The sequence below is a fragment of the Candidatus Soleaferrea massiliensis AP7 genome, from assembly GCF_000820765.1.
GTDB classification, from domain to species: domain Bacteria; phylum Bacillota; class Clostridia; order Oscillospirales; family Ruminococcaceae; genus Soleaferrea; species Soleaferrea massiliensis.
Window position 1 is genome coordinate 52,380 of record NZ_CCYH01000043.1, and the last position, 24,085, is coordinate 76,464.

General features: G+C 54.2%; 17 protein-coding genes. 5 read left to right on the forward strand and 12 right to left on the reverse strand.

Annotation, left to right across the window (positions count from 1 at the left end; all coding sequences use genetic code 11):
• Positions 1-111: 111 nt before the first annotated feature.
• Complete coding sequence (locus BN348_RS13670; protein WP_040198073.1) at positions 112-336, forward strand: helix-turn-helix domain-containing protein; 225 nt, start codon at positions 112-114, stop codon at positions 334-336.
• A 119-nt stretch (positions 337-455) separates the two neighbouring features.
• On the opposite strand, the gene argF is transcribed toward BN348_RS13670, so the two are convergent.
• From argF to BN348_RS11135, 8 genes are all read right to left on the reverse strand, one after another.
• Positions 456-1,370, reverse strand: a complete 915-nt coding sequence (argF, locus tag BN348_RS11100) for an ornithine carbamoyltransferase (protein WP_040198074.1) — start codon at positions 1,368-1,370, stop codon at positions 456-458.
• Between the two features lie 19 nt (positions 1,371-1,389).
• On the reverse strand, positions 1,390-2,565 hold the full coding sequence (locus tag BN348_RS11105; protein WP_040198075.1) for an aspartate aminotransferase family protein: 1,176 nt from the start codon (positions 2,563-2,565) through the stop codon (positions 1,390-1,392).
• A 210-nt stretch (positions 2,566-2,775) separates the two neighbouring features.
• A complete protein-coding gene (gene argB, locus BN348_RS11110) occupies positions 2,776-3,639 on the reverse strand; it encodes an acetylglutamate kinase (protein WP_040198076.1) in 864 nt (287 codons plus the stop codon).
• Positions 3,640-3,684: 45 nt separating this feature from the next.
• The gene (gene argJ / locus BN348_RS11115) at positions 3,685-4,902 is read right to left on the reverse strand and encodes a bifunctional glutamate N-acetyltransferase/amino-acid acetyltransferase ArgJ (protein WP_040198077.1); all 1,218 of its coding nucleotides are present in this window, start codon (positions 4,900-4,902) and stop codon (positions 3,685-3,687) included.
• Positions 4,903-5,777: 875 nt separating this feature from the next.
• On the reverse strand, positions 5,778-6,815 hold the full coding sequence (gene argC, locus BN348_RS11120) for an N-acetyl-gamma-glutamyl-phosphate reductase (protein WP_040198078.1): 1,038 nt from the start codon (positions 6,813-6,815) through the stop codon (positions 5,778-5,780).
• A complete protein-coding gene (argH, locus tag BN348_RS11125; protein ID WP_040198079.1) occupies positions 6,805-8,187 on the reverse strand; it encodes an argininosuccinate lyase in 1,383 nt (460 codons plus the stop codon). The genes argC and argH overlap by 11 nt, the downstream gene beginning before the upstream one ends.
• Positions 8,188-8,529: 342 nt before the next feature.
• On the reverse strand, positions 8,530-8,919 hold the full coding sequence (locus BN348_RS11130; RefSeq protein ID WP_040198080.1) for a DUF4279 domain-containing protein: 390 nt from the start codon (positions 8,917-8,919) through the stop codon (positions 8,530-8,532).
• 150 nt (positions 8,920-9,069) lie between these two features.
• Positions 9,070-10,296 (reverse strand): argininosuccinate synthase, encoded by a 1,227-nt coding sequence (locus BN348_RS11135; RefSeq protein WP_040198081.1) that lies wholly within the window; start codon positions 10,294-10,296, stop codon positions 9,070-9,072.
• 574 nt (positions 10,297-10,870) lie between these two features.
• Between BN348_RS11135 and BN348_RS11140 the strand changes: the two genes are divergently transcribed.
• Positions 10,871-11,374 carry a flavin reductase family protein gene (locus tag BN348_RS11140; protein ID WP_040198082.1) on the forward strand — a complete coding sequence of 168 codons (504 nt, stop codon included), beginning with the start codon at positions 10,871-10,873 and terminating at the stop codon, positions 11,372-11,374.
• A gap of 569 nt (positions 11,375-11,943) precedes the next feature.
• Here BN348_RS11140 and BN348_RS11145 read toward each other — a convergent pair.
• Entirely contained in the window at positions 11,944-12,171 is a 228-nt protein-coding gene (locus tag BN348_RS11145) for a helix-turn-helix domain-containing protein (protein ID WP_040198146.1), read from the reverse strand.
• Between the two features lie 205 nt (positions 12,172-12,376).
• Here BN348_RS11145 and BN348_RS14330 point away from each other — a divergent pair, with 205 nt between their 5' ends.
• Positions 12,377-12,508, forward strand: coding sequence for a hypothetical protein (locus BN348_RS14330; protein WP_278247749.1), 132 nt, complete (start codon positions 12,377-12,379; stop codon positions 12,506-12,508).
• 961 nt (positions 12,509-13,469) lie between these two features.
• Here BN348_RS14330 and BN348_RS11155 read toward each other — a convergent pair.
• On the reverse strand, positions 13,470-14,510 hold the full coding sequence (locus BN348_RS11155) for a G5 domain-containing protein (protein ID WP_197068343.1): 1,041 nt from the start codon (positions 14,508-14,510) through the stop codon (positions 13,470-13,472).
• A gap of 283 nt (positions 14,511-14,793) precedes the next feature.
• On the opposite strand from BN348_RS11155, the gene BN348_RS14140 reads away from it, so the two are divergent.
• A complete protein-coding gene (locus tag BN348_RS14140; protein ID WP_156136504.1) occupies positions 14,794-15,030 on the forward strand; it encodes a hypothetical protein in 237 nt (78 codons plus the stop codon).
• A 118-nt stretch (positions 15,031-15,148) separates the two neighbouring features.
• Here BN348_RS14140 and BN348_RS11160 read toward each other — a convergent pair whose 3' ends face one another.
• Positions 15,149-17,401 carry a vitamin B12-dependent ribonucleotide reductase gene (locus BN348_RS11160; RefSeq protein ID WP_040198086.1) on the reverse strand — a complete coding sequence of 751 codons (2,253 nt, stop codon included), beginning with the start codon at positions 17,399-17,401 and terminating at the stop codon, positions 15,149-15,151.
• A gap of 1,078 nt (positions 17,402-18,479) precedes the next feature.
• Positions 18,480-18,683, reverse strand: coding sequence for a DUF1540 domain-containing protein (locus BN348_RS11170; RefSeq protein WP_040198088.1), 204 nt, complete (start codon positions 18,681-18,683; stop codon positions 18,480-18,482).
• Between the two features lie 300 nt (positions 18,684-18,983).
• On the opposite strand from BN348_RS11170, the gene BN348_RS11175 reads away from it, so the two are divergent.
• The gene (locus tag BN348_RS11175) at positions 18,984-23,510 is read left to right on the forward strand and encodes a carbohydrate-binding protein (protein WP_156136505.1); all 4,527 of its coding nucleotides are present in this window, start codon (positions 18,984-18,986) and stop codon (positions 23,508-23,510) included.
• The last annotated feature ends 575 nt before the right edge of the window (positions 23,511-24,085 follow it).

Below are 24,085 nucleotides of genomic sequence, written 5' to 3' on the forward strand. Positions count from 1 at the left end.
AATTCTGCCACATTCTTCACCTCTCAATATTACACACCAACAATTGTTGGTATATTCTTTATTCTAACTCCCTATACTTGTTATGTCAAGAACAATTGTAGGTGATAGAATATGAGAGATGTTTTGGCAAAACGTCTAAAACAATGCAGAAAAGAAAAAGGATACACGCAGCGTGAAGTTGCGATATATTGCGATATTACCGAAAAGACATATCAAAATTATGAGTTAATGACACGAGAACCCAAATTGGATGTTCTGCTAAAAATTGCAGACGTCTTTCATGTTTCGTTAGATTATCTTGTGGGAAGAACAGATAAAAGACAAGTTAACAAATAGAAAGCTTCTTCTATAATTTGAAAATGATAAGCATTTGGCGAAGCAAGGCGTCATCGTTTGAATAAACGATGACGCCTTAAACATCCTTATGGAACCGGAGCCTTATGATGTTCGTTTTATTATTGTGCGCCGCCGAGCAGCTTGACCAGTACAGCCTTCTGCGCATGCAGGCGGTTTTCGGCCTCATCGAAGATCTCATCCGCGTGCGCTTCGAACACTTCGGCGGTGATTTCCTCTTCACGATGCGCCGGCAGGCAGTGCAGCACCATGCACTCCTTGTTTGCGACGCTCAGCAGCTGTTTATTGACCTGGAAGCCCTGGAACGCCTTCGCGCGCTTCTCGCGCTCGCCCTCCTGGCCCATCGACGCCCAGACGTCGGTGATGATGACGTCCGCGTCCTTCGCCGCCTCCATGCAGTCGTCGGTCAGGCGGAACAGGCCGCCGCACTTCTCCGCAAAATCCAGCACCTGCGCATCCGGCTGATAGTCCTTCGGCGTCGCCGCACAAACGGTCATATCCACCTTGAGGCCGCCGACAATCAGGGAATTGGCCATGTTGTTGCCGTCGCCGATGTAGCACATCTTGAGCCCGCTCAGGTTTCCCTTGTGCTCGCGGATGGTCATCAGATCGGCCAGCACCTGGCAGGGATGCGCGAAGTCGGTCAGCCCATTGATGATCGGGATACTGCCGTATTCGGCCAGATCCTCGACCTCCTTCTGGGCAAAGGTGCGGATCATGATGCCGTCGCAGTACCTCGACAGCACGCGGGCGGTATCCTGCACCGGCTCGCCGCGTCCGATCTGCAATTCGGATGCGCTCAGGAACAGCGCATGGCCGCCGAGCTGGTACATGCCGGTCTCAAACGAGACGCGGGTGCGGGTGGACGCCTTCTGAAAGATCATGGCAAGCGTCTTGCCGTACAGGTGCCGGTGGCGGATGCCGTGTTTCTGTTCATATTTGAGCTGGTCGCCGAGGTTCAGGATCTCCATAATGTCCTGCTTGGACAGATCCAGCATCTTTAAAAGATGTTTCATCGCTACTTCCCTCCATTAGTCAGCATTGTTCCAATACCTGTTGTAATATGGTAAGACCGTTCTCGATTTCTTCATCCGTGATGGTCAGCGGCGGTAAAAACCGCAGCTTGGTCTTTGCCGTCAGCACAATCAGTCCGTTTTCCAGGCACTTCTTCGCGATCTCTCCGGCTTTCACACTGTCGTCCAGCCGGATGCCCATCATCATGCCCTTGCCGTCCACGCCTTCCACATGCTTCATCCGCATGACCAGCGACCGGATCTTCTCGCCCTTGCGCAGAACCTCCTTCAGGAACGCTTCGTCGATCCTTTCCAGCACCGCCAGCGCGCCGCTGCAGACGACCGGGTTCCCGCCGAAGGTGGTCGCGTGATCCGTGAAGGTGAAGACGTCGCTCTTTTCCCCCGTCAGCACCGCACCGATCGGCAGTCCGCCGCCCAGTCCCTTTGCCAGCGTCACGATGTCTGGTTTCAGGCCGTAATGCTCACAGCAAAGCAGCTTGCCGGTGCGGCCGATGCCGGTCTGTACCTCGTCGATGATCAAAAGCAGGTCGTTTTCCTGGCAGAACGCCGCGGCCTGGTCGACAAATTCCTTCTCCAGCGGAATCACGCCGCCCTCGCCCTGGATCAGCTCCATCATGACCGCGCAGGTTGTCTCATCCACAGCCGCCTTAAGTCCCGCAAAATCATTTGCCGGCGCATAGCGGAACCCTTCGGTAAACGGATAGAAGTACTGATGAAAGAAATCCTGTCCGGTGGCGGCCAGCGTCGTCACGGTGCGTCCGTGAAAGGACTGCTTGAGCGTCACGATGCCGGTGCGCTGCCTTCCATACTTCTGCTCGCTGTACTTGCGCGCGAGCTTGATGGCGCCTTCGTTTGCCTCCGCGCCCGAATTCGCATAGAAGACCCGCTTCATGCCGGTGCGGCCGCAGAGCTGTTCAGCCAGCTTTGCCTGCGGCTCGGTCATATACAGATTGGATGTGTGCGCAAGCTTTCCAAGCTGGGCAGTCACCGCGGCGGTCCACTCTTTGTCGCAGAAGCCGAGCGAATTGACGCCGATGCCGCTGCCAAAATCGATATATGCTTTGCCGTCCAGATCCCAGCAGATCGCGTTCCGGCCGCAGTCGATGCTGACATCACTGCGCGCATAGGTATTCATGACATAGGTCTGGTCCAGCTTTTTAAGTTCTTCATGTTTCATAGATCTGTCCACCTCCTCTTCCTTTTTCTTTGGAAAAAGAAAAAGGAAGTAAAAAGAAACCGCGTTTTGAAACGGGCAGTATTCCCCGTTTCCTGTTTTTTATCTGTACGCCACAGGCTCCGATTAACGGGCATATGACATCATCTTGCACAATGAATTTTGGCTGTGCCTGCTAAAAACGACTCAGCCTGCACCACAGATGTGAATATCCTATACAAACATCGTACCGATGCCCTCGTTCGAGAAGATTTCGATCAGGATGGAATGCGGTGTGCGTCCGTCGATCATGACCGCGCGGTTGACGCCGCGGCGGATGGCTTCGACGCAGCATTCCACCTTTGGGATCATGCCGTCCGAGATGATGCCCTGCTTGATCAAATAAGGCACCTCGCTGATGTTCACGGTCGGCACAAAGGTCTGCGGGTCGTTCTTGTCCAGCAGCACGCCCTTGATATCGGTCATCAGGATGATGTTTTCCGCGCCCAGCTCCGATGCGATGCGCGAAGCCGCCGTATCGGCGTTGATGTTGTAGACGTCGCCGTTCTCGTCGCATCCGACCGTCGCGATGACCGGGATGTATCCTTTATCGATGCAGTCGTGGATGATCGTCACATCGATCTTCTCAATCTCGCCGACATAGCCGAGATCGATGCTGGACTGCATCTTTTGGACCTTGATCATATTGCCGTCCAGTCCGCACAGCCCGATGGCGCTGCCTTTGTTCCGGTTGAGCAGCGTCACCAGCTCTTTGTTGACCTTGCCTGCCAGCACCATCTGCACGATTTCGGCCGTCTCCTTGTCGGTGTAACGGAGTCCGCCCACGAATTTCGTCTCCTTGCCGACCCGGTTCAGCATATCGGTGATTTCCGGCCCGCCGCCGTGCACCAGCACCACCTTGATGCCGATGAGGGACAGCAGCACGATGTCGCTCATAACCGCCTGCTTGAGTTCGTCGTTGATCATGGCATTGCCGCCATATTTGACCACAACGATTTTGTCATAGTATTTCTGCATGTATGGCAGCGCCTGTATCAGCACCTTTGCCTGTTCCTGCTCGGTATTGGAGATATCCATAACTTAAGCCCCCGTCTCTATCTTCTATTGTATCTCTATCTGTTGTTACGTCCTGTAGTCGCCGTTGATGGTCACATATTCGTGGGTCAAATCGCAGCCGTATGCCGTTGCCGTACCTTCGCCGTCATGCATATCGATCCGGATGATGATTTCATCCTCCAGCAGGATTTCCTTGGCCTTCTCTTCGCTGAACGCCACGCCCGCACCGTTCTCGCAGACCAGGATGCTGCCCTTTGCCGACTCGAGTGAAACCTCAGTTTTCGAGATGTCGAAGTCCTCGTCGCAGTAGCCGATTGCACACAGGATACGGCCCCAGTTCGCATCCGCTCCGTAGAATGCGCACTTGGTCAGGCTCGAGGTGATGACCGACTTCGCGATCTTCCTCGCCACCGTCGTATCGATGCCGGTCACGACGCATTCCAGAAGCTTGGATGCGCCCTCGCCGTCCTTGGCGATCATGCGGGAAAGCTTCATGCAGACCAGCATCAACGCTTCCCGGAACGCCGCATAACCGGCGTCTTCGGTCACGATGCGTTCGTTTCCGGCCATGCCGTTGGCAAGCACCGTCACCATGTCGTTGGTGGAGGTGTCGCCGTCCACACTGACCATGTTGAAGGTGTCCGTGATGCAGTCGGACAGCGCCTTCTGCAGCAGCGTATAATCGATGTTCACATCCGAGGTGATGAAGCCGAGCATCGTCGCCATATTCGGATGGATCATACCCGATCCCTTTGCGATGCCGCCGATATGGCAGGTTCTGCCGTCCAGCAGAAATTCCGCGGCGGCTTCCTTGAGCTTCGTATCGGTCGTCAGGATCGCTTCGTTCGCTTCGGCTGAACCGGTTTCGGACAGCGCCGCGGCCAGCTCTTCGGCATGCGCTTCAATCGGTTCAATCGGGAGCGGCTGTCCGATGACGCCGGTGGATGCGACGAGCACATCGGTCTCATCGATTCCCAGCACCGGCGCGATGGCCCTGCACATCCGGTTGGCCTTCTCCACGCCGTCGGCGTTGCAGGTGTTGGCGTTGCCGGAATTCACAATTATCGCCTGCGCTTTGCCGTTTTGGGAATGCTCCTTCGTCACCAGAATTGGCGAACCCTTGACCTTGTTCTGCGTATAGACGCTCGCCGTATCGCAAAGCGTTTCGCTGACGATCAGCGCCAGGTCCTTCTTCATTTTGTTTTTGCGGATGCCGCAGTGGATGCCGGAAGCTTTGAAGCCCACGGCTGCGGTCACGCCGCCCTCTATCAATGTGGCTGCCATGCAGGCACCTCCAGTTCTTTCGTTCGATTGTCCATCTATGGGAACTCCTAAAATGATTTCAGGAGTTCCCATAGATGGACTTTTGCATGGATTCTAAATCCATTAGATTTCTTGATTGGTTTGTAAGTTTTAACGCTTCGAGTCGTATAAGAAAGCAACCGCCGTGCAGCCGGATGCTGCTTGACAAACAAATATACTGGACGCTGCGGCGCAGCGTTCTACATTTGTTTTCAAGCAAAACCTTGCTTGGTGGCAGTACCTCTTTTGCGTGGCCAAAAGAGGTACCAGAAAAGGCCATTTAAGGGGCCAGCTGCGCTGGTGCACGCGCTACGCGGCACTGAGATAAAAAAGAAGCCTATGACCAATTCACCGCAACAACGCAGCCCAAAAAGCGGCATAGCCGAGCGCCCCACCGCAGGTGGTGGCCCCCTTAAAAATCCCCTCAGATATCCCGCTTTCCGTTTCGGCCGCCTGCGGGCGGCGTTTGGTTTTGGTCAGGGCGGCTGAATGGCTAGTAGCGGATGCTTACGTTCCCTAATGCTATCTTAACTGGTACCCTGATTCCCGAAGCCGCTGTGTAAATGATTACTCAGACGGGGAACGCCGTAGGCGATTGCTCCACCGCGGTGGTGTGGGCGGCATTCTGTTTTGGGCTGAGTGGTTGGGCATAGCTAGCAGCGGACGCTTCTCCGGTTACAAGCCGCTTCTGTGGTATCCCAATACTTAAGGCCGCTGCGTAAACCAAGCTCCGGTCTCAATAAGCCGGAGATTTCTACAGGTGGAACATCATCAAACCTTCGCCAGCACGGGACGGCGGCATACCGATAGGACAAACAGCGGCAAACCTACAAGATTGCCGGCATACGCCCCATCGCTTAAAAGCTTGGCGGTACCAGTCTGAGACCGGTTTCTTCCGGCATGCCAAACAGGATGTTCATGTTCTGTACGGCCTGGCCTGCCGCGCCTTTGACCATGTTGTCGATGGCGCTGACCACGATCAGGCGGCCCGTGCGGCTGTCCAGATGCAGCGAGATGTCGCAGAAGTTCGAGCACCGCACGTTTTTCAGGTTCGCCGTGTCGCCCAGCTTCAACACCCGCACAAACTGTTCATCCTGATATAAATTCACATACATCGCGTGGATGCTTTCCAGGGAAATATCCTTTGTCAGACGTGCGTACATCGTCGAGATGATGCCGCGGTTGATCGGCAGCAGATGCGGCACAAAGGTGACCTTGACATCCCTGCCGCTGAGAATCGACAGCGTCTGCTCGATCTCCGGCGTGTGGCGGTGGCAGGCCGTCTTGTACGGCGCAAACGACTCGTTGCAGTCCGGATAGTGGGTGGTCTGCGTGAGCGAGCGTCCCGCGCCGGTCGTGCCGGACTTCGAATCGATGACCAGTGTGGAGAGGTCGATCAGCTCGTTTTTCACCGCGCCGTAAAGGCCCAGCGCGATCGAGGTCGGATAGCAGCCCGGATTCGCGATGATCTCACAGCCCGCGATCTGATCGCGGAACAACTCCGGCAGGCCATAGACCGCGCCTTCATGCAGCTGCGGGAACTTGTAGCTGAGCCCGTACCACTCCCTGTAGGCTTCCTCACTCTTTAAACGGAAGTCCGCGCCGAGATCAATGAGCTTTTTGCCCTTCCCTGAGCATTTTTCAGCCAATACTTCGCTGAGCCCATGCGGGACACAGGCGAACAGCACGTCGCAGGCTTCGATGGCGGTGTCCTCATCCACCAGCTTTTTTTCAAAAATCCCGTTGAAGACGGGATAAACTTCATTCATCTGCTGATCCTGAAAGCTGACCGAGCTGACCGCCGCAATTTCGGCGTTTGGATGGGACAGCAGGATCCGGATCAGTTCGACGCCGGCATAGCCGGTCGCGCCGATGACGCCAACCTTAATCTTCATGCGGCAACACCCCTTCTATCTCTTCGATCTGTCTGAGCACCGATTCCACGGCCGGTCCGCCCGGAATCCTGCGGCCACCCACGCAGCGTTCCAGTGAAATCGCGTCGTAGACATCCCGCTCAAACAGCTCGCAGATATCTTTATAATATTCGATCTCCAAGGTTTCCAGCGTCTTGTTCTGCCGGATGCACTCTGCTACCAGTACGCCGGTGCATTTATAGGCGTCGCGGAACGGCAGGCCCTTCTTGACCAGATAGTCCGCGCAGTCGGTCGCGTTGATGAAGCCCTTTGCCGCCGCGCGGCGCATGTTGTCCTTTAAAACCGTCATCGTATCGATCATGCCGGTGAAGGTGATGATGCACAGCTTTACGGTGTCGACCGCGTCAAAGATGGCTTCCTTGTCCTCCTGCATATCCTTGTTGTAGGCCAGCGGCAGGCCCTTCATCATGCACAGCAGGGTCATCAGGTCGCCGTATACCCGGCCGGTCTTGCCGCGCACGAGTTCGGCCACGTCCGGGTTCTTCTTCTGCGGCATGATGCTCGAACCGGTCGCGAACGCGTCATCCAGCTCCACAAACTTGAATTCCCAGGAACACCACAGGATGATCTCCTCGCTGAAACGGGACAGATGCATCATGATGGTGGCAATCGCGCTGCCAAGCTCGATGCAGAAATCGCGGTCGGACACGCCGTCCAGGCTGTTTTCGGTGATCTTCGCAAAGCCCAGCAGGTCGCAGACCCGCTGCCGGTCGATCCCATAGGTCGTCGAGGCCAGCGCGCCGCTTCCAAGCGGCATGGCGTCCATGCGCCGGTATGCATCCTGCAGCCGGTCAAGGTCACGTAAGAACATCTGCGCATAGCACAGCAGGTGATGCGCAAAGGTGATCGGCTGTGCCCGCTGCAGATGCGTGTAGCCGGGCATGACCGCGTCGGTGTTCTTCTTCGCCTGCTCCACCACGACACGGATGAGCGCGGTCAGAAGCTTTTTGATCTCGTCGACCTCATCCTTCAGATAGAACCGGATGTCCAGCGCCACCTGGTCGTTCCGGCTGCGCGCGGTGTGCAGCCGCTTGCCTGCCGCGCCCAGCCTTTCGGTCAGCTGGGTTTCGATGAACATGTGGATATCCTCCGCCGTTTCATCGAAGGCGAGCGTTCCGGCTTCGATATCCGCAAGGATCCCTTCAAGTCCCCTTACAATCGATTCGGATTCGCTCTTCTCTATGATGCCGGTTTCCCCGAGCATCGTGGCATGGGCGATGCTGCCCAGAATATCGTGCCGATACATCCTCTTGTCAAAGGAGATCGAGGAATTGAAGTCGTTTACATCCTTGTCGGTTTCCTTCTGAAACCGGCCGGCCCACAGTTTATCCATAGGTCTGCTCCTTTACTGATTTTTCACCCTTCGAAAGGGCGGGAAAGTACCTCTTGACAATGTGCAGGCATCCTTTCGCCGTCCGGCGGCGTCCTGCAGATTGGCAAGGTGCCTTATCGAATCATGGCTGTACAGGGAACCGGATCATCACCGCCCGATAAACAGGGACCGCCTGCATCCCCGCAAAAGGGACTTTCGGCATTCCAGCGCATCATGTTGCGTCATTTGCTTCATGCCGGATGCATGTGCCCAAAGCAAGGCGGCCATCTTCTCGAATCCGTCCGGGATGGCCCGTGCAATCCAAGGACTGTCCGCAATCCAAAAAGGACTGCGGCGGCCGTCTTAATAGATGTCCACGCTGATCTCCGCGTCGATCATTGCCGCGAACTGGATGCATCTCCGGCTGAACTCAATCGCCGGGCTTTGACCCTCTTCGGCCTGGATGACAATGCTGAATCCGCATTCCAGTGCATGGTCCCGCAGCGTCTGCTCGATATCGGACGCATGGTCCCAAAGCAGGTCGACCATCTTTTCAAATTCATCCGAGACGGTGTCGGTCTGGATATATCCGGTCTCATAATTCCACCGGGTACACGCAAACATCGGGTTTCTGCATTCCTCTTTGCTGCAGGTCTGCGTCGGTTCCACGCCAACCGCCTGTGTCACCGTGTCGAAATCAAACTCGTCGCCGGTCACCCAAAAACTGATCATGACATTCATGCTTTCATCCATCAGATGCTTCCTCTCCGCTGTTCGGAGGTATCACAGCCATTTGTAACGGCGTTTTCTTCTCCCCGGCACAGTCTTCCATAAAAAGAATTGATAGTAAGGGCCGGTTTGGCCCTTACTATTCGTATTTCAGCACATCATTTCTACTGAATGTTATTTATTTTCCTTCTCGGCTCTTTTTTCATCCATCAGCGCCTTGACCTTGATCGGCAGGCCGAACAGGTTGATGAAGCCGGCGGAATCGGTCTGGTCGTAAACATCGTCCTCGCCGAAGGTCGCGATCTCTTCGCTGTACAGCGAATATGGGCTGCAGACGCCCGCATTGATGATATTGCCCTTGTAGAGCTTCATCTTCACGTCGCCGGTGACGGTCTCCTGCGTGGAATCGACAAACGCGCTGAGCGCTTCTCTGAGCGGGGTGTACCACTGGCCGTCGTAGACGATTTCGCCGAACTTGACCGCAACATGCTGTTTGAAGTGCGCGGTCGCCTTGTCCAGGCAGATGCTTTCAAGCACATCGTGCGCATGGTACAGGATGGTGCCGCCCGGGGTCTCATAGACGCCGCGGCTCTTCATGCCGACCAGCCGGTTCTCGACAAGGTCCGCAATGCCGATGCCGTTCTTGCCGCCCAGCTCGTTGAGCTTCTCAATCAGCGTGACGCCGTCCATCTTCTCGCCGTTCAGCGCGATCGGGATGCCCTTTTCAAACGACAGGGTGATGTAGGTGGGTTCGTCCGGGGCTTTCTCCGGGGAGACGCCCATTTCCAGAATCTTATCATAATCCGGCTCGTTCATCGGGTCCTCAAGGTCGAGTCCCTCATGTGACAGATGCCAGAGGTTTTTGTCCTTCGAATAGTTGGTTTCACGGGTCAGCGCGATCGGCACATTCTTTTCGATCGCGTAGTCGATCTCCTCGTCGCGGCTCTTGAGATCCCAGATCCGCCACGGCGCGATGATCTTCATGCTCGGCGCATACGCCTTGATGGCCAGCTCGAACCGCACCTGGTCGTTGCCCTTGCCGGTACAGCCGTGTACGATGGCGTCCGCGCCCTCTTTCTTCGCGATCTCGACCAGCCGTTTTCCGATGATCGGGCGCGCAAAGGAGGTGCCCAGCAGGTATTTGTTCTCGTAGACCGCCTGCGCCTTGAGGGTCGGGAACACATACTCCTCGACGAATTCCTTGCGCAGGTCCTCAATGTACAGCTTGGACGCGCCGGTCTTGATGGCCTTCTCTTCAAGGCCGGAAAGCTCCGCGCCCTGTCCGACATCCGCCGCGACCGCGACGACTTCACAGCCGTAGTTGTCCTTGAGCCATGGAATGATGATCGAGGTGTCCAGTCCGCCGGAATACGCCAGAATTACTTTTTTGATATCGCTCATAAAAAATCCCTGCTTTCTATGTATCGTGGTTTGTTATTTTAAAAATACAGTTTCTATTTGATCGGGATGTTCTCATCCCGGAACAGTTATAATTATACACGTTTCGCGTTAAAATGCAAGTCTTTTCTGAATATTTATGCTGTTTTCCCATTTTGACCAGAATCCATCCTGTACAGTCGGCTGGATTTGTCGATTTTACCGCCGCAGTTCCTTCTTTTTCATTTGTTTATCCACGACCAGATGACGGCCATTCCCGACGCTTCCATCGGCTGCGGTGTATTTTTATGTTACATTGGATGAATGATTATAAGCGCCATTCGTTTTCCGCCGCCGAATCCCGGCCGCAGGCTCCGCCGTGGCTGTCAGCGTTTCAGATGCCGGAGAATCCGCCGGTTCTATTGTATAGGAAGCGGTCATACAATGGCTGTGAGCGCTAACCGCGTGATTGACGCGGATGGTATAATAGAGATGAAAGAGGGCGGCTGTCAGAAAGCTTTCGCCTTCCCGCCGGGCGCCCCGCCGCGCAGGGAACCGGACGGCAGAACGACTGCGCGGAGAAAAGGCGGTGTATGATATGCATCAGGAATTGACCACACTGGAAATCCAGGATAATCCGTTTAAACTCATCAGCAAGGACTGGACGCTCATCACGACGAAATGCGGCGGCAAGGTCAACACGATGACCGCGAGCTGGGGCGGCGTCGGCACGCTCTGGCACAAGGATGTCGCGTTTATCTTCATCCGTCCGCAGCGGCTGACCTTTGAATATCTGGAGAATTCCGATACCTTCTCGCTGAACTTCATGACGGAGGATTACCGGAAGCAATTGAGCCTGTGCGGCTCCAAGAGCGGCCGCGATGTCGATAAGATTGCCGAATGCGGCTTCACGGTCGGCACATCGGAGGATACGCCGTATCTGGAGCAGTCGCGGCTTGCGCTGGTCTGCAGGAAGATGTACTTTTCGGATCTGGACCCGAAACATTTCCTTGATCCGTCGATTGACAAGAACTATGCGGCGAAGGATTATCACCGCATGTATGTCGGTGAAATCCTCAAGGTTTTATCCGCCGACGAATAGTAAAAAGAAGGCCGGAACGCCGATGTGTTCCGGCCTTCTTTTTTGGACTGTTAAAAAACGGGGAATAGCTATAGCTGTTTTCCAGAACAGCCTGACAGGGTGTTTGTTGAAGCATAGTGTTGTACCGCTGTAGTACAGCGGCTTTCTTATGTTTACCAAGTGACACTTGGCTGTGTGGTCGTTACTTCTTTGCGCGGCCAAAGAAGTAACCAAGAAAGGCCGTTCAAGGGGGCCATGCACTGTGCCACTTAGGGCCAGATGGCCCCCTTGAAAATCCCCTCTGATATCCCGCTTTCCGCTTCGGCCGCCTGCGGGCGGCGTTTTGCTTTGGGCTGAGTGGTTGGGCATAGCTAGCAGCGGACGCTTCTCCGGTTACAGATTGCTTTCATAGTACCCCAACACCCCGGCTGGTACGTATCTTTAAGGGTTCATCTTTCTTTGTCCGGTCTTCACAGTCAGTTATTTGAATAAATGAAAGCTGGGCACTGTGAATTTTTTCATTCTTATCAACTTATACCAAAAAGCGAGAAGCCATCTACTTCTCGCTTTTTCAGTTCATCATCTACGTTTCAAGTTACATCTTTTGACCGTTTATATGGTCTGTCGTCATCAGTTAGCCCAGCCAAATAATCCATACTCGTTCCTAAGGCCAAGGCCAGTTTACGGCACTGCTCGAAGGTCATATAACGGCGCCCGTTTTCCAGCTTTGAATAATCGCTTTGGTCAATTCCGGTCATCATCTGCACTTTGATCTGCGTGTAGTTCCTTTTTAATCGCATTTCCTTTAATCTGCTCATTTTATCACCCAAAGTAATTATGGTGCATTTGACCTATTGATATTATGGTGTAATTGACCTATAATTACTGATAGAGGCAATAAATATTTTAATTCTATATTATTTTAAGTACGGTGTATATAAAACTATTAACAGGAAAAAGGGTGATAACATGCATATCAAATGTGATAATGATCTCTGTATTTATGAAAAGGAAAAATGCTGTATGCTGGGGAGTATCTCTATGGACAGCATGGGGATGTGCAGTCAATGCATCCGGATAAACATCGATGAGCGTGTTCGCGACAATGCAAAGCTGCATATGCTGGCAGAGCTTGAGCACAAAGGACTGCTTTGATTATTGGGGCATGAAAGAGTTCCTGCTGTGCTGTAAACACAGCGGTCTGGCTGTGTTTACCAAGTACCACTTGGCAAGTGGATGTTCTTCTTTGCGTGGCCAAAGAAGAACCAAGAAAGGCCACCAAAGGGGGAATGCCGCTTCGGTACAATGAGAATGGACGTCATTCCCCCTTTGGATTCCCCCTCTGCCCGTCCGCATCATATTTAGGGCAAGAACGCACAGCGTTCGCTGGGTTCGAACGTCCGTTATTCTGGCGGTTATATCTATATATTCCGTTCGCCCCGTATTCCGAATCCATTGGAATAATTGATCTGCTCTATGCTGTATGGTAAAGGTTTCGTTTTGTACTCTAAATAAGCAGGGTGGTTGCCCGACGTGCCTGTCTAAGAGAGTTAAATCCCTGTAGATTCTCTGTAAGATACTTAATCGAAGGATTGTGATATATCTATGACCAATGAAACCTGCAAGAATCGATGTCAGTTCACGAACCAGCTAAGGTATTGGGGTACCATGAGAGAAACCAATAACCGGGGAAGCGTCCGCTGCTGGCTATGCCCAACCACCCTGCCAAAAGCAATACGCCGCCCGCAGGCGGCCGAAGAGGATAGCGGGATATCAGAGGGGATTTTCAAGGGGGCCATCTGGCCCTAAGCGGCACTCTGCATGGCCCCCTTGAACGGCCTTTCTTGGTTACTTCTTTGGCCGCGCAAAGAAGTAACGACCACACAGCCAAGTGTCACTTGGTAAACATAAGCAAGCTGCTGCGCCACAGCGAAGTAACGACCAGATTGCCAAGGTGCCTTGGCAATCAAAGAAAAGCCGCTGCGCCACAGCGGTACAACAATCCCTCCAGCCAAGCATACAAAGAAACCCCAAGACTAAATACATGATATTTGACAAAAATAAAGCGGGGATTCATCGATCGATGAATCCCCGCAAAGCCTTGCATTATCTACCATTACTCCAGAATATAAATGTCAACCGCCTTCTTGCCGAATTGGCAGCTCTCCTCATAGGTGGAGAAGAACAGATCCACATCGATGATGCCCTGATTCAGCGCAACACCGGTATCCGCCGCAACGGCATATCCGTAAACATAACTGCCGTCCGGCGTGCGGATATACAGCTTGCTTCCGTAAGGGATGACATTCGGGTTGACGGCGACATGGCCGACAATGGCCGGACGCCCACTTGCGGTGCCCGCGCCCGCTCTCGCGCTGTATGCGGTTGCGACCGCATTCTTCATGACGCTTTTGTAGCTGACCGGGACACCGTTTGCATCCAGCTCAACCGTGCCGAGATCGGAAACGACCGACATCGTGCCGACCTCTTCCACCTGATTGACCGGTTCCTTTGTCACGCTGTCGCTGACAAGCTCGGTGCTCTGCACCATACCGTCCACAATCTTCTTGGAGTAGACCTTTGTTCGCTCCCCTTCCTGTCCGGCCGTCACAACGGTCCTCTGCCAGGATGGCTGGAGGGAATTGGTCCTCGTCTCGGTTTCATAGGCAATCGCTTCGCGTTCTTCTATCGTTTCATATTGTACTCGTTTGATGACGATGGTGGTGTTCCGCTCAACAGGAGCGGAAAGCGAGAGGTTGATCTGATCATCCTGTGCGACGGTGACACCCGCCTGTTTCAGCGCATCCTTTACCTGGCCGTCGGTCATGTACACGAGCTGCGTATTTCCATCAGCGGTCACGCTGACCGGAAACGCGCGGTCGATTTTGATCTCGCCGGAATTGCCGTCAAAGCCTGTAAAGGTGATGTTGTCATGCGCAACGGTCCGGATTCCCTGCTCCTTCAGGATTTCACTCGGATCGGTTTCGGTTGTAAATGCAAGACTTACTTGTTCGCCATCGTGGATATAAACGGTTTTGGTCTTATCGCTGACAACAGCGACCGTGAAGGCCAGAACCACACACAGTGCCCCGATTGCGAAGGCCCGGCTCTTTAAAAACTTTAAAGAAGCGCTGAGTGTTTCAAATAAGTGATTCATACCTATCTCCTCTTTTTGGTTTTTTGGTCCGGCCGCATATGCCGCCGGAAACAATATACAAATCCTTCTTGTTGTATATTTTGCCAAGTTCTTAGCTATTATATTCATCGGACAACCCGTTGTCAAATAAAAAAACTCCCAAAAAAAGGGGCGAAAATGGGCGATCACAGCTGTATCAGAGCAGTTCATTGTTCACTAATTACATTTAACCCCAACTTCTCCCTTAACAATATGTGCAAACCGCACAAAACAGCCATGTTTTTGAATCTTAGTGATTTTGACTATGAAATTCCAGAGCTCTTTCCAAACTACTTGGCATCTTCTACAAACAAAAATAAATATTCTGAAAAGAAAACATCCATCGGCGGATATGCATATTCTTCCAGATCAGGTGGCACCCGATGGATATAAACCGCAAAGCCCCTGCAGACGGCGTTTTACCGATAAAAAAAGTCCCGGCATGTTTGCTGAAAACATACCGGGATTTTACGCCATTTATATAGAAGAAACACGTCAATAAAAACCGCTTTCCTCTATTAGAATCGCTTTGTCCCTATCCTTATATAAAAGGAAACTATCTGGATGAAAATGAAGGCTGTGCATGGACCCCACATGGTAACAGCGTTTCATTCAGACATTCAGGAGCATTTCGAATAACCGCAGTTGCGGCAGGTCACACAGCCGCCCTCGTGTTCGAGCTTTTCACCGCACTCCGGACAGTACCGGAACCCATCGGACTCGGGTCGTGAAGCCGGCTCCGGAACAGACGCGATCTGCTTGGAGATATCCTCGGGCTTCATGCCGCGCATATCCTTGACCTTCTTAATGACCCGGGCAATCGCGTCGGGGCAGGAGGTACAGGACACGCCCTTCTGCCGCGTCGTGGACGGGCAGCGGATGCCGCGCAGCTGCTCGATGATCGCATCCTCGCTGATTCCGGAACGCATGGCGATGGAGATGAGTCTGGCCGTCGCTTCGGACTGTGACGGGCAGCCGCCCGCCTTGCCGGTGTTGGTGAACACCTCGCAGATTCCCAGCTCGTCATAATTGACCGTGACATACAGGTTTCCGCAGCCGATTTTCATCTTTTCAGTGATGCCCATCGTGATTTCCGGGCGCCTGCGCGGCTGCAGGTTCATTGGAAGCTCAGGTTTATCCTCCTTCGGCGTTTCCTTGCCGTCGTTCACCTTGCCGATGTTCAGCACCTGGGAATCCCGGCTTCCGTCGCGGTAGATCGTCACACCCTTGCAGCCAAGCTCATAGGCCAGCAGATAGACCTCGCGGACCTCCTCGGCCGTCGCGTCGTTGCAGAAGTTGACCGTTTTGGAAACGGCGTTGTCGGTGTACTTCTGGAACGCGGCCTGTGTTTTGGTGTGATAGACCGGGCTGATGTCGTGGGACGAGACGAAAACCCGCTTGATGTCGTCCGGCAGCTCATCGATGTGCTGCAGACTGCCCTGCTCGATGATCTTCTTCATCAGCTCGTCGCTGTAAAGCCCACGCTTTTGCAGCTCGGCCTTTAAAATTGGATTCACTTCGAGCAGCTCGGTGCCGTCCATGACGTTGCGGATGTAAGCATACGCAAAGATCGGCTCCACGCCGGAGGAACAGGACGCGATGATCGAAAGCGTGCCTGTCGGCGCAATGGTGGTGACCGTGGCGTTGCGTACGGGCGCGCCATCCATATAGATACTTTCCTCAAACACCGGGAACGCGCCGCGCGTTTCTGCGAGTTTGCAGCTTGCTTCATGGCCCTTCTCAGAGATAAACCGCATGACCTCCTCGGCAAGCTGCACCGCCTCTTCGCTGTTGTAGCCAATGCCCAGCATCAGCAGCATATCGGCGTAGCCCATGACGCCAAGGCCAATCTTGCGCGCCTTCTTGGTCGTCTCATCAATGATGGGAAGCGGATATCTGTTGACCTCGATGACGTTGTCAAGAAAATGCACGGCGTTCTCCACCGTTGTTCCAAGCTTGTCGTAATCGATTTCATAGCCGCCGTCAGTCTCCTTGAGCATCCTCGAGAGGTTGATGGAACCGAGGTTGCAGGATTCATATGGAAGCAGCGGCTGTTCGCCGCAGGGATTTGTGCTCTCGATCTCGCCGAGCGTCGGAACCGGGTTGTCACGGTTCAGCCGGTCCAAAAAGATGATGCCCGGCTCGCCGTTGCGCCATGCGCCGTCCACAATCTTGTCGAACACCTCCTTGGCGTTCAGCCTTCCCTCCACCTCGCCGGTTTTGGGATTGCGAAGATCATACATCTGGCCGCTGAGCACCGCCTGCATAAATGCTTCAGTCACACCGATTGAGATGTTGAAGTTGGTGATCTCGGCGTTGTCCTTCTTGCAGTCGATGAACGCGAGGATATCCGGGTGGTCGACTCTGAGGATACCCATGTTCGCGCCGCGCCGGGTGCCGCCCTGCTTCACTGCCTCGGTTGCCATGTTGAACACCCGCATAAAGCTGATCGGGCCGCTGGCAACGCCGCCGGTCGTCCGCACCGTGCTGCCCTTGGGACGCAGCCGCGAGAATGAAAAGCCTGTGCCGCCGCCGGACTTGTGGATCAGCGCGGCCTGTTTGATGGCCTCAAAAATCTCCTCCATGCTGTCCCCGACCGGCAGAACAAAGCAGGCGGAGAGCTGTCCCAGCGGACGGCCCGCGTTCATCAGCGTCGGGGAGTTCGGCAGGAAGTCCAGCTCGGTCATCATCTTAAAGAAGGTCTCTTCGGTCTTTTTTACATCCGCGTCTTTATCAAATGAAGCGTCAGCTGCCGCTATGGCGTGCGCGACCCTTTTAAACAGTCCTTCCACATCCTCCAGATAGTTCAGGTTTTCATCCTTGGCCAGGTACCGCCGCTTCAGGACGGTTTCTGCGTTTTTCGATATTTGCAAGCGGAACAACTCCTTTATCTTGTATCATAATATGTATAGAACACAACATATTGTAGCATAGGCGCAGAGTACTGTCAATGCAAACAGCAGGATTTTTAAAAATATACCTAATTGGTTCATAAGGAAATGTTTGATTCCTGTTAAAGCCCCAGATAAGTGCCGTATAATGACATCGAAGAAGCAAAGGACAAGACGATCTGCCTCGGCAGCGACGCCATATAATTGACACAAGCAGATAAACGAGTGCTGCGTTCATAAACAGGCATGGAGAAAGAATTGTTCCAGACAGCAAGTATTAAAGGATAAACACTTTCATTATAAATAGTAAAAAGCATCGGCTAATATTTATTTGAACTATGCAGTAAAACGATATACAGACAGAGGAGCCGTTAAGCTCTGCAGAATTACATGTTATGTATGTACCCGCCAAAGAATCAGAATGCCATTGGAGCAATATATATCCGGAAAAGCACTGCTCCACCATCTCCAACCAGAAAACAAAGCTTAGCGCTGCGGGCACCACCTGCGGTGGAGCAATCGCCTACGGCGTTCTTCGTGGAGGAATGTTTTACGCAGCAGTTACGGAAATTGGGGTACCAGTAAAGATAGACTTCGGGAACGTAAGCATCCGCTGCCAGCCATTCAGCCGCCCTGCCCAAAACAATTGCCGTCCGCAGACGGCCGAAGCGGATGAAGGGATATCAGAGGGGATTTTCAAGGGGGCCATCTGGCCATAAGCGGCACACTGCATGGCCCCCTTGAACGGCCTTTCTTGGTTACTTTTTTGGCCGGCAAAGAAGTAACGACCACATTGCCAAGTGTCACTTGGCAAACACCGCAATGCCGCTGCGGTATAGCCTCATTATGCGAAGGCTTCCTAGCCAACAGCATAAAAGCCGCCGCGTCACAGCGGCATATCACTCATACAGCCAGGATATCCGGCCAGACTGGATGAATCCACTGCCCACAGCGGTACAAAGGCCGCTTCGGATACAAATACGCCTTTCCAAACAATGTGTAAGATACACTCCGCAAAATAAGAAAAGAGGGGCCATCCGGCAGGACGGCCCCTCTTTTCTTATTTTGCTTCGAAAGACATACAGTCGGTACATGGCTTGACACTCGGATGGCTCTCATGTGTTCCCACCTGAATGGCCTCAAGCGCACAATAGTCCTGGTCCTGACAGTGGTTTCTGCACGATACGACGGTGCAGCGGATGCAGTGGTTTGCACCACAGTAGCCTGTTTTCTGGTTCTTATTTTGAAGCGGATTGTTCAGCATTTTTTCTCCTCCATGATTCCCATCTGTACTGCGCGGACAGATTTTTAAAATATGCTGCAAAGAACGCTTTCGGCAACCTGTTTTACGAAAAACCTGTCCGGTATTATTGTTGACCAAACCATATCGCTTATGAATTTCTTTTTTTTACAGAAAACCGCCAATTTCCAACCCAAAAATATATCATTTTTTTAAATCTTCTGTTTACATGTGTCAATTTTTATGTTAGAATAATGAAGAAAGATAGACATCCGATGTGGAATGGTTTCCATATCGTGCCATGGCAAAAAAGGAGGATAAAAATTGAAAACAAAAGGGCGAAAGATACTCAGCTTATTCCTGAGCCTCTGCATGAGCCTGACCGTCATTCCGGCGATATCATCCGCACCGACCGTACTGGCGGCAGACACCGGAATCGGCAGTTATGAATCCCACACCGAGGACGGCAACCTGATGACCTTCCAGTCCGGTGACGAAGAACTCCAGGTGGAGCTCTGCACCGACCGGATGGCACGCATCCAGCTTTCGGTGGACGGCAGCTACCGCGGTGAGGACGAGCTGTACTACATGGTACAGAAAAACGAATGGCCGGCTGTCAGCAAAACGGTCAGCGACGAAGGCGGCTACATCAAAATCGCAACCGATGAAATGGTCATCCGCGTACAGAAATCCCCCCTGCGTGTGCAGATGTATGAAAAGGATAACCTGACACTCATCAGCAAGGACACCGACGACACCGGCATGTACTACAACAGGGATACCGGCGTCCGCGGCGTCAGAAAGGTGGAAGGCCCGGGCGGCGGCGGAATCTTCGGTTTCGGCACCGGCGAAAAGGGTCACACCGAACAGCTCAACAAGTATGACAAGGATATCACCGACTTTGCTATGGACCACGGCCAGCTGATCGCTCCGTTCTACATGAGCACCGTCGGCTACGGCATCTTCCTGAACACACTGGATCAGAACACCAAGTTCTTCAAGCGCGGCGGCGGCTTTGAGACGCGGGACTACCTCGATTACTTCTTCATCTACGGCCCCGACTTCAAAACCATCCTGAACGAATATGCCGAGCTGACCGGACGCATGGAGCTTTACGGCAAGTGGGCGCACGGCTTTATGCTTTCGAAATACGGCAATGACAACGCCACGCAGGATGAATTCATCGAATGGATCGAACGCCTGCGGAATGAAGACTATCCGTGCGACAGCTACGTGTTCGACTATGGCTGGCGCGGCGACAAGTGGAGCCCGCACAGATGGGATACCACCCGCTTCCCGGATCTCGAATCGATGTTCCAGCGGGCGGACGAGCTGGGCTTCAAGGTTGGACTGCACAACAACAAGGGAACCCCGGAGGCCAAGGAGAACGAAAGCGATCCCACGAACAAAGGCGGCCGCTTCTGGATTCCGGAGGTCCGCGAGAAATGGGTCAACGCCCATATGGATAACGTCATCAAGCCGGGCTACGGCGACTGGTTCTGGCCGGATGAATTCGACATCGCTGAAGGAAACACCCACTACAACTACATGCCGACCCTGTCCGCCAAGTACGTCTATGAGGCATGGCAGGCATATACCGACCAGTCCAGGCCGATGTTCATCACGCGCGGCAGCTACGCGGGCCAGCACTTCGCAACCGCGTGGTCCGGCGACATCCAGAACACCGTCAGCGAGATGGGCTACCAGATCGGCTACTCCTTAGATGCCGGACTTGTCGGCTACTGGAGCGTATCGAACGACCTCGGCGGCTTCATGAAGCGTCCGAGCAACAACCTGTATACCCGCTGGGTATCGGAATTCGGCGCCTGGAGCAGCATGATGCGCACCCACGGCCACGACGGCCGCGAACCCTGGACCTTCGACCAGACCGCGCAGGACACGCTGCGGCAGAACTTGAAGATCCGCTACAGCCTGTATCCGTACACCTATTCGCTGGCCTATCAGGGCTACAGCGCGGGCGTGCCGATGATGCGCCCGATGCTCCTGGAGGACAACAACCAGAACAACCCGGACGCATGGGACCTCGACCGCCAGTACTATTACGGCGACTGGTTCTTAGTCGCGCCCGCCCTTTCCGAGACCGACACCTCGGTCAAGGTCTGGCTCCCGGCGAACACAACCTGGTACAACTACTACACCGGCGGCCGTTATGAAGGCGGCGAAGAGGGCCGCACCATGCAGGTGAGCGCAAAGCTCGACGAGATCCCGGTCTATGTCAAGGCCGGCGCGATCGTGCCGATGGGACCGGATGTCGACTATGCGGATGAGAAGCCGCTCGACCCGTTGACACTGGACATCTACCCGAAGGGACACACCTCGTTCACCCTGTTTGAGGACGACGGCGAAACCCGTGAATATATCACCCAGGACGCATACGCGACCACCACCTTTGAGAGCATGCAGGACGGCAGCGACATCTCGTTCAAAATCAACGAACGCGCCTGCCCGAACCCGGACGTCTATCAGCCGGTGGAACGCTCCTACAACCTGAAATTCAACCACATCGAGACGCTGCGCGGCGCAACGGTCAACGGCACCCTGGTCGCACCGGTCGATACCCTCGACGCTTACAACGCAGCCGAGCAGGCCTGCTATTTAGATACCGAAAACAGCGTTGTCTATGTCAAAACCCCGGATACCGGCAAGGAAATCCTTGTCACGATCGACACCGACGGCATCGTGGAGCCGGATCTCGGCGCCGAAGAGGACATCCGTGTCACTGAGATCAACCCGGGCGACCTGTTTGAGATGGAAGAAGCGGAGCTGATCCCGAACGACTTCAACCATGTCCGCGTTGCAACCGACCATGCCGGCTACACTGGAAGCGGCTTTGTCGCGGGCTACAAGCAGGTCGGCGATACCGCTCAGTTCAACGTCGATATCAAGAAGGGCGGCAACTACGACCTCGTGCTGCGCTGCGGCAGCGGCAAGAAAAATACCGCCGGACACCCTGAATACGACAATTCCCCGCGTCAGGGCGCTTTGTATGTCAACGGCCAGAAGGTCAAGGACATCAATATTCCTGTCAAGGATTCCTGGAAGGAATGGTTCGAATACGCGATTGAGGACGTCAAGCTGTCCACCGGCGTCAACCAGATCAAGGTCGTATCCGAGGGCAGCGTCAACCCCGGCAACTTCAACCTCGACTCGATGCGCTTCGACTACATCCTCAACACCGTCAGCGCCTATGGACGGATAGAAGCGGAGTCCGCCAGCGAACGAAACGGCATCGACATCAAAAAGGGATGCAGCGACGGCGGCGACGCGCTCAACCACATCGAGAACGGCGACTGGGCCAAATTCAGCGACGTGGACTTTGGCGAAGGCGGACTGACCGGCTTCGAAGCGCGTTATGCGGCCGGCCTGCAGGGCGGCACCCTGGAAGTCTGGGTCGACTCGATGGCCGACCAGCGCGCAGTGGAGCTGAAGCTTGAACCCACCGGCGACTGGAATACCTGGAAGACGGCCAGCACCTCCGAATTACAGAATATCACCGGCATTCACGATATCTATATCAAGTTTGTCAACGAAGAAACCACCAGTTCGATCTGCGACTTCAACTGGTTCCGGTTTATTGCCCCGGAAATTGTCGTGCACGACGCATCCAAGAGGATTGAAGCCGAAACGGCCGACGTCCGCGAGGGCATCGACATCAAGAAAAACAGCGGCGACGACAGCACCGGCGCGCTCAACCACATCGAAAACGGCGACTGGGCGATGTTCCAGTATGTCGACTTCGGCGCGGGCACGCTGGACGGCGTGCAGGTGCGCTATGCGGCCGGTCTGCAGGGCGGTACGCTGGAGCTGCGGCTCGACACTCCGGACGGACAGAAGATCGCGGATGTTGCGCTCGACCCGACCGGCAGCTGGAACACCTGGAAGACCGTCAAGGCGGCCTGCGAAAAGGTGACCGGCGTGCACAAGCTCTATCTCAGCTTTGTCGGCGAAGGCGCCGGCTCGATCTGCGATATGAACTGGCTGCAGTTCGTCGTGCGGGACCCCGACGCGTTTACCAAGATTGAAGCCGAAACGGCCAAAGAACGCAGCGGCATCGACCTCATCAGCAAGAACAGCGACGACGGCACCGGCGCGCTCAACCACATCGAGAACGGCGACTGGGCGCGGTTTGCAAACATCGACTTCGACGCAAAGACCGCAAACGGCATCGAGATGCGCTACACGGCGGGCCTGCAGGGCGGAACCGCTGAGATCTATCTCGATTCGCTGGACGGACAGAAGATTGCCACCGTTCCCATCACCTCCACCGGCGCGTGGACGGTCTGGAACACCGCGAAGGCTGCCTGCGAAGCGGTCACCGGCGTCCATGACGTCTATATCAAATTTGTCAACGAAACGACCACCAAATCCATCTGCGACCTGAACTGGATTCGGTTTGCCGACGACTATGTACAGCCGGTCATCGAACCGGACGACGAAGCGCTGAACCTTGAAGACGGCATCCTGTACGGGCTTTCCGCCGAGACGACCGTTTCCGAACTTTCCGGCATGCTCAAAGCCGTGCCGAACGCGGAGTTTGCCGTGCTGAACGCTTCCGGCGAGAAGCTCGCGGACGATGCGTTTGCAGGCACCGGCTGCACGCTGCAGCTGCTTGTGGGCGGCGCGGTCGTGGATGAAGCCGTTCTGTGCGTGCTGGGCGACGTCACCTCCGACGGAGTCCTCGGCGTCGGCGACCTGCTGTCGATCAAAGCCGATATCCTGGGCAAAGCTCCATTGGACGGCGTATACAAGACGGCAGCCGACTATGACGGCAACGGAAAGGTCAACGTTTTGGACCTGCTGAAGGTCAAGCTGGCCATCCTGGGCGCCTGAACGATGTTTCCCCGTGGGACGCATCCCATCTTATATGACAGGACATCCTGGCATTGACATAAATCAAATAAGGAAGCGGAGATTCTCTCGAGTCTCCGCTTCCTTATTTGCAGCATCAGTGAAAACAAACCATCGGCTATGCCGGTGAGAATAAGAAGCTGCCGCTTTCAGCTGGAATGAAACAATGACAACAACAATTTTGCTCAGAATGAAAAGCTGTGGGATACGACTGCTTCAGCAGCTGCAGCGCGTGCGATGCAAATGGCGGTTTTTCAGTGCCTCTTGAGAGACGAACCGGTATAATGCCCTTCCCGAACCGGTGCATGCTGCCAGTTCAACCGATGGTTTTGGTTCCGCGCCATGCCAGCGTCAGAATCAACGCACATCAGGAACGCGCCTGTACAGGATCTGCAAGTCCGCAATCAAGGCCCCTCTGTCCCCCGCGGCTGTCTTGCCCGCATTCCCCATATGTGCGCATATTTGACAGTCCCACACCATATCTTTCTATGAAAACGGGCCGATGAAGGTCACGAAAGATGTTCCGGACTATGCCGTCCGCCTGTGCTGTACAGGCA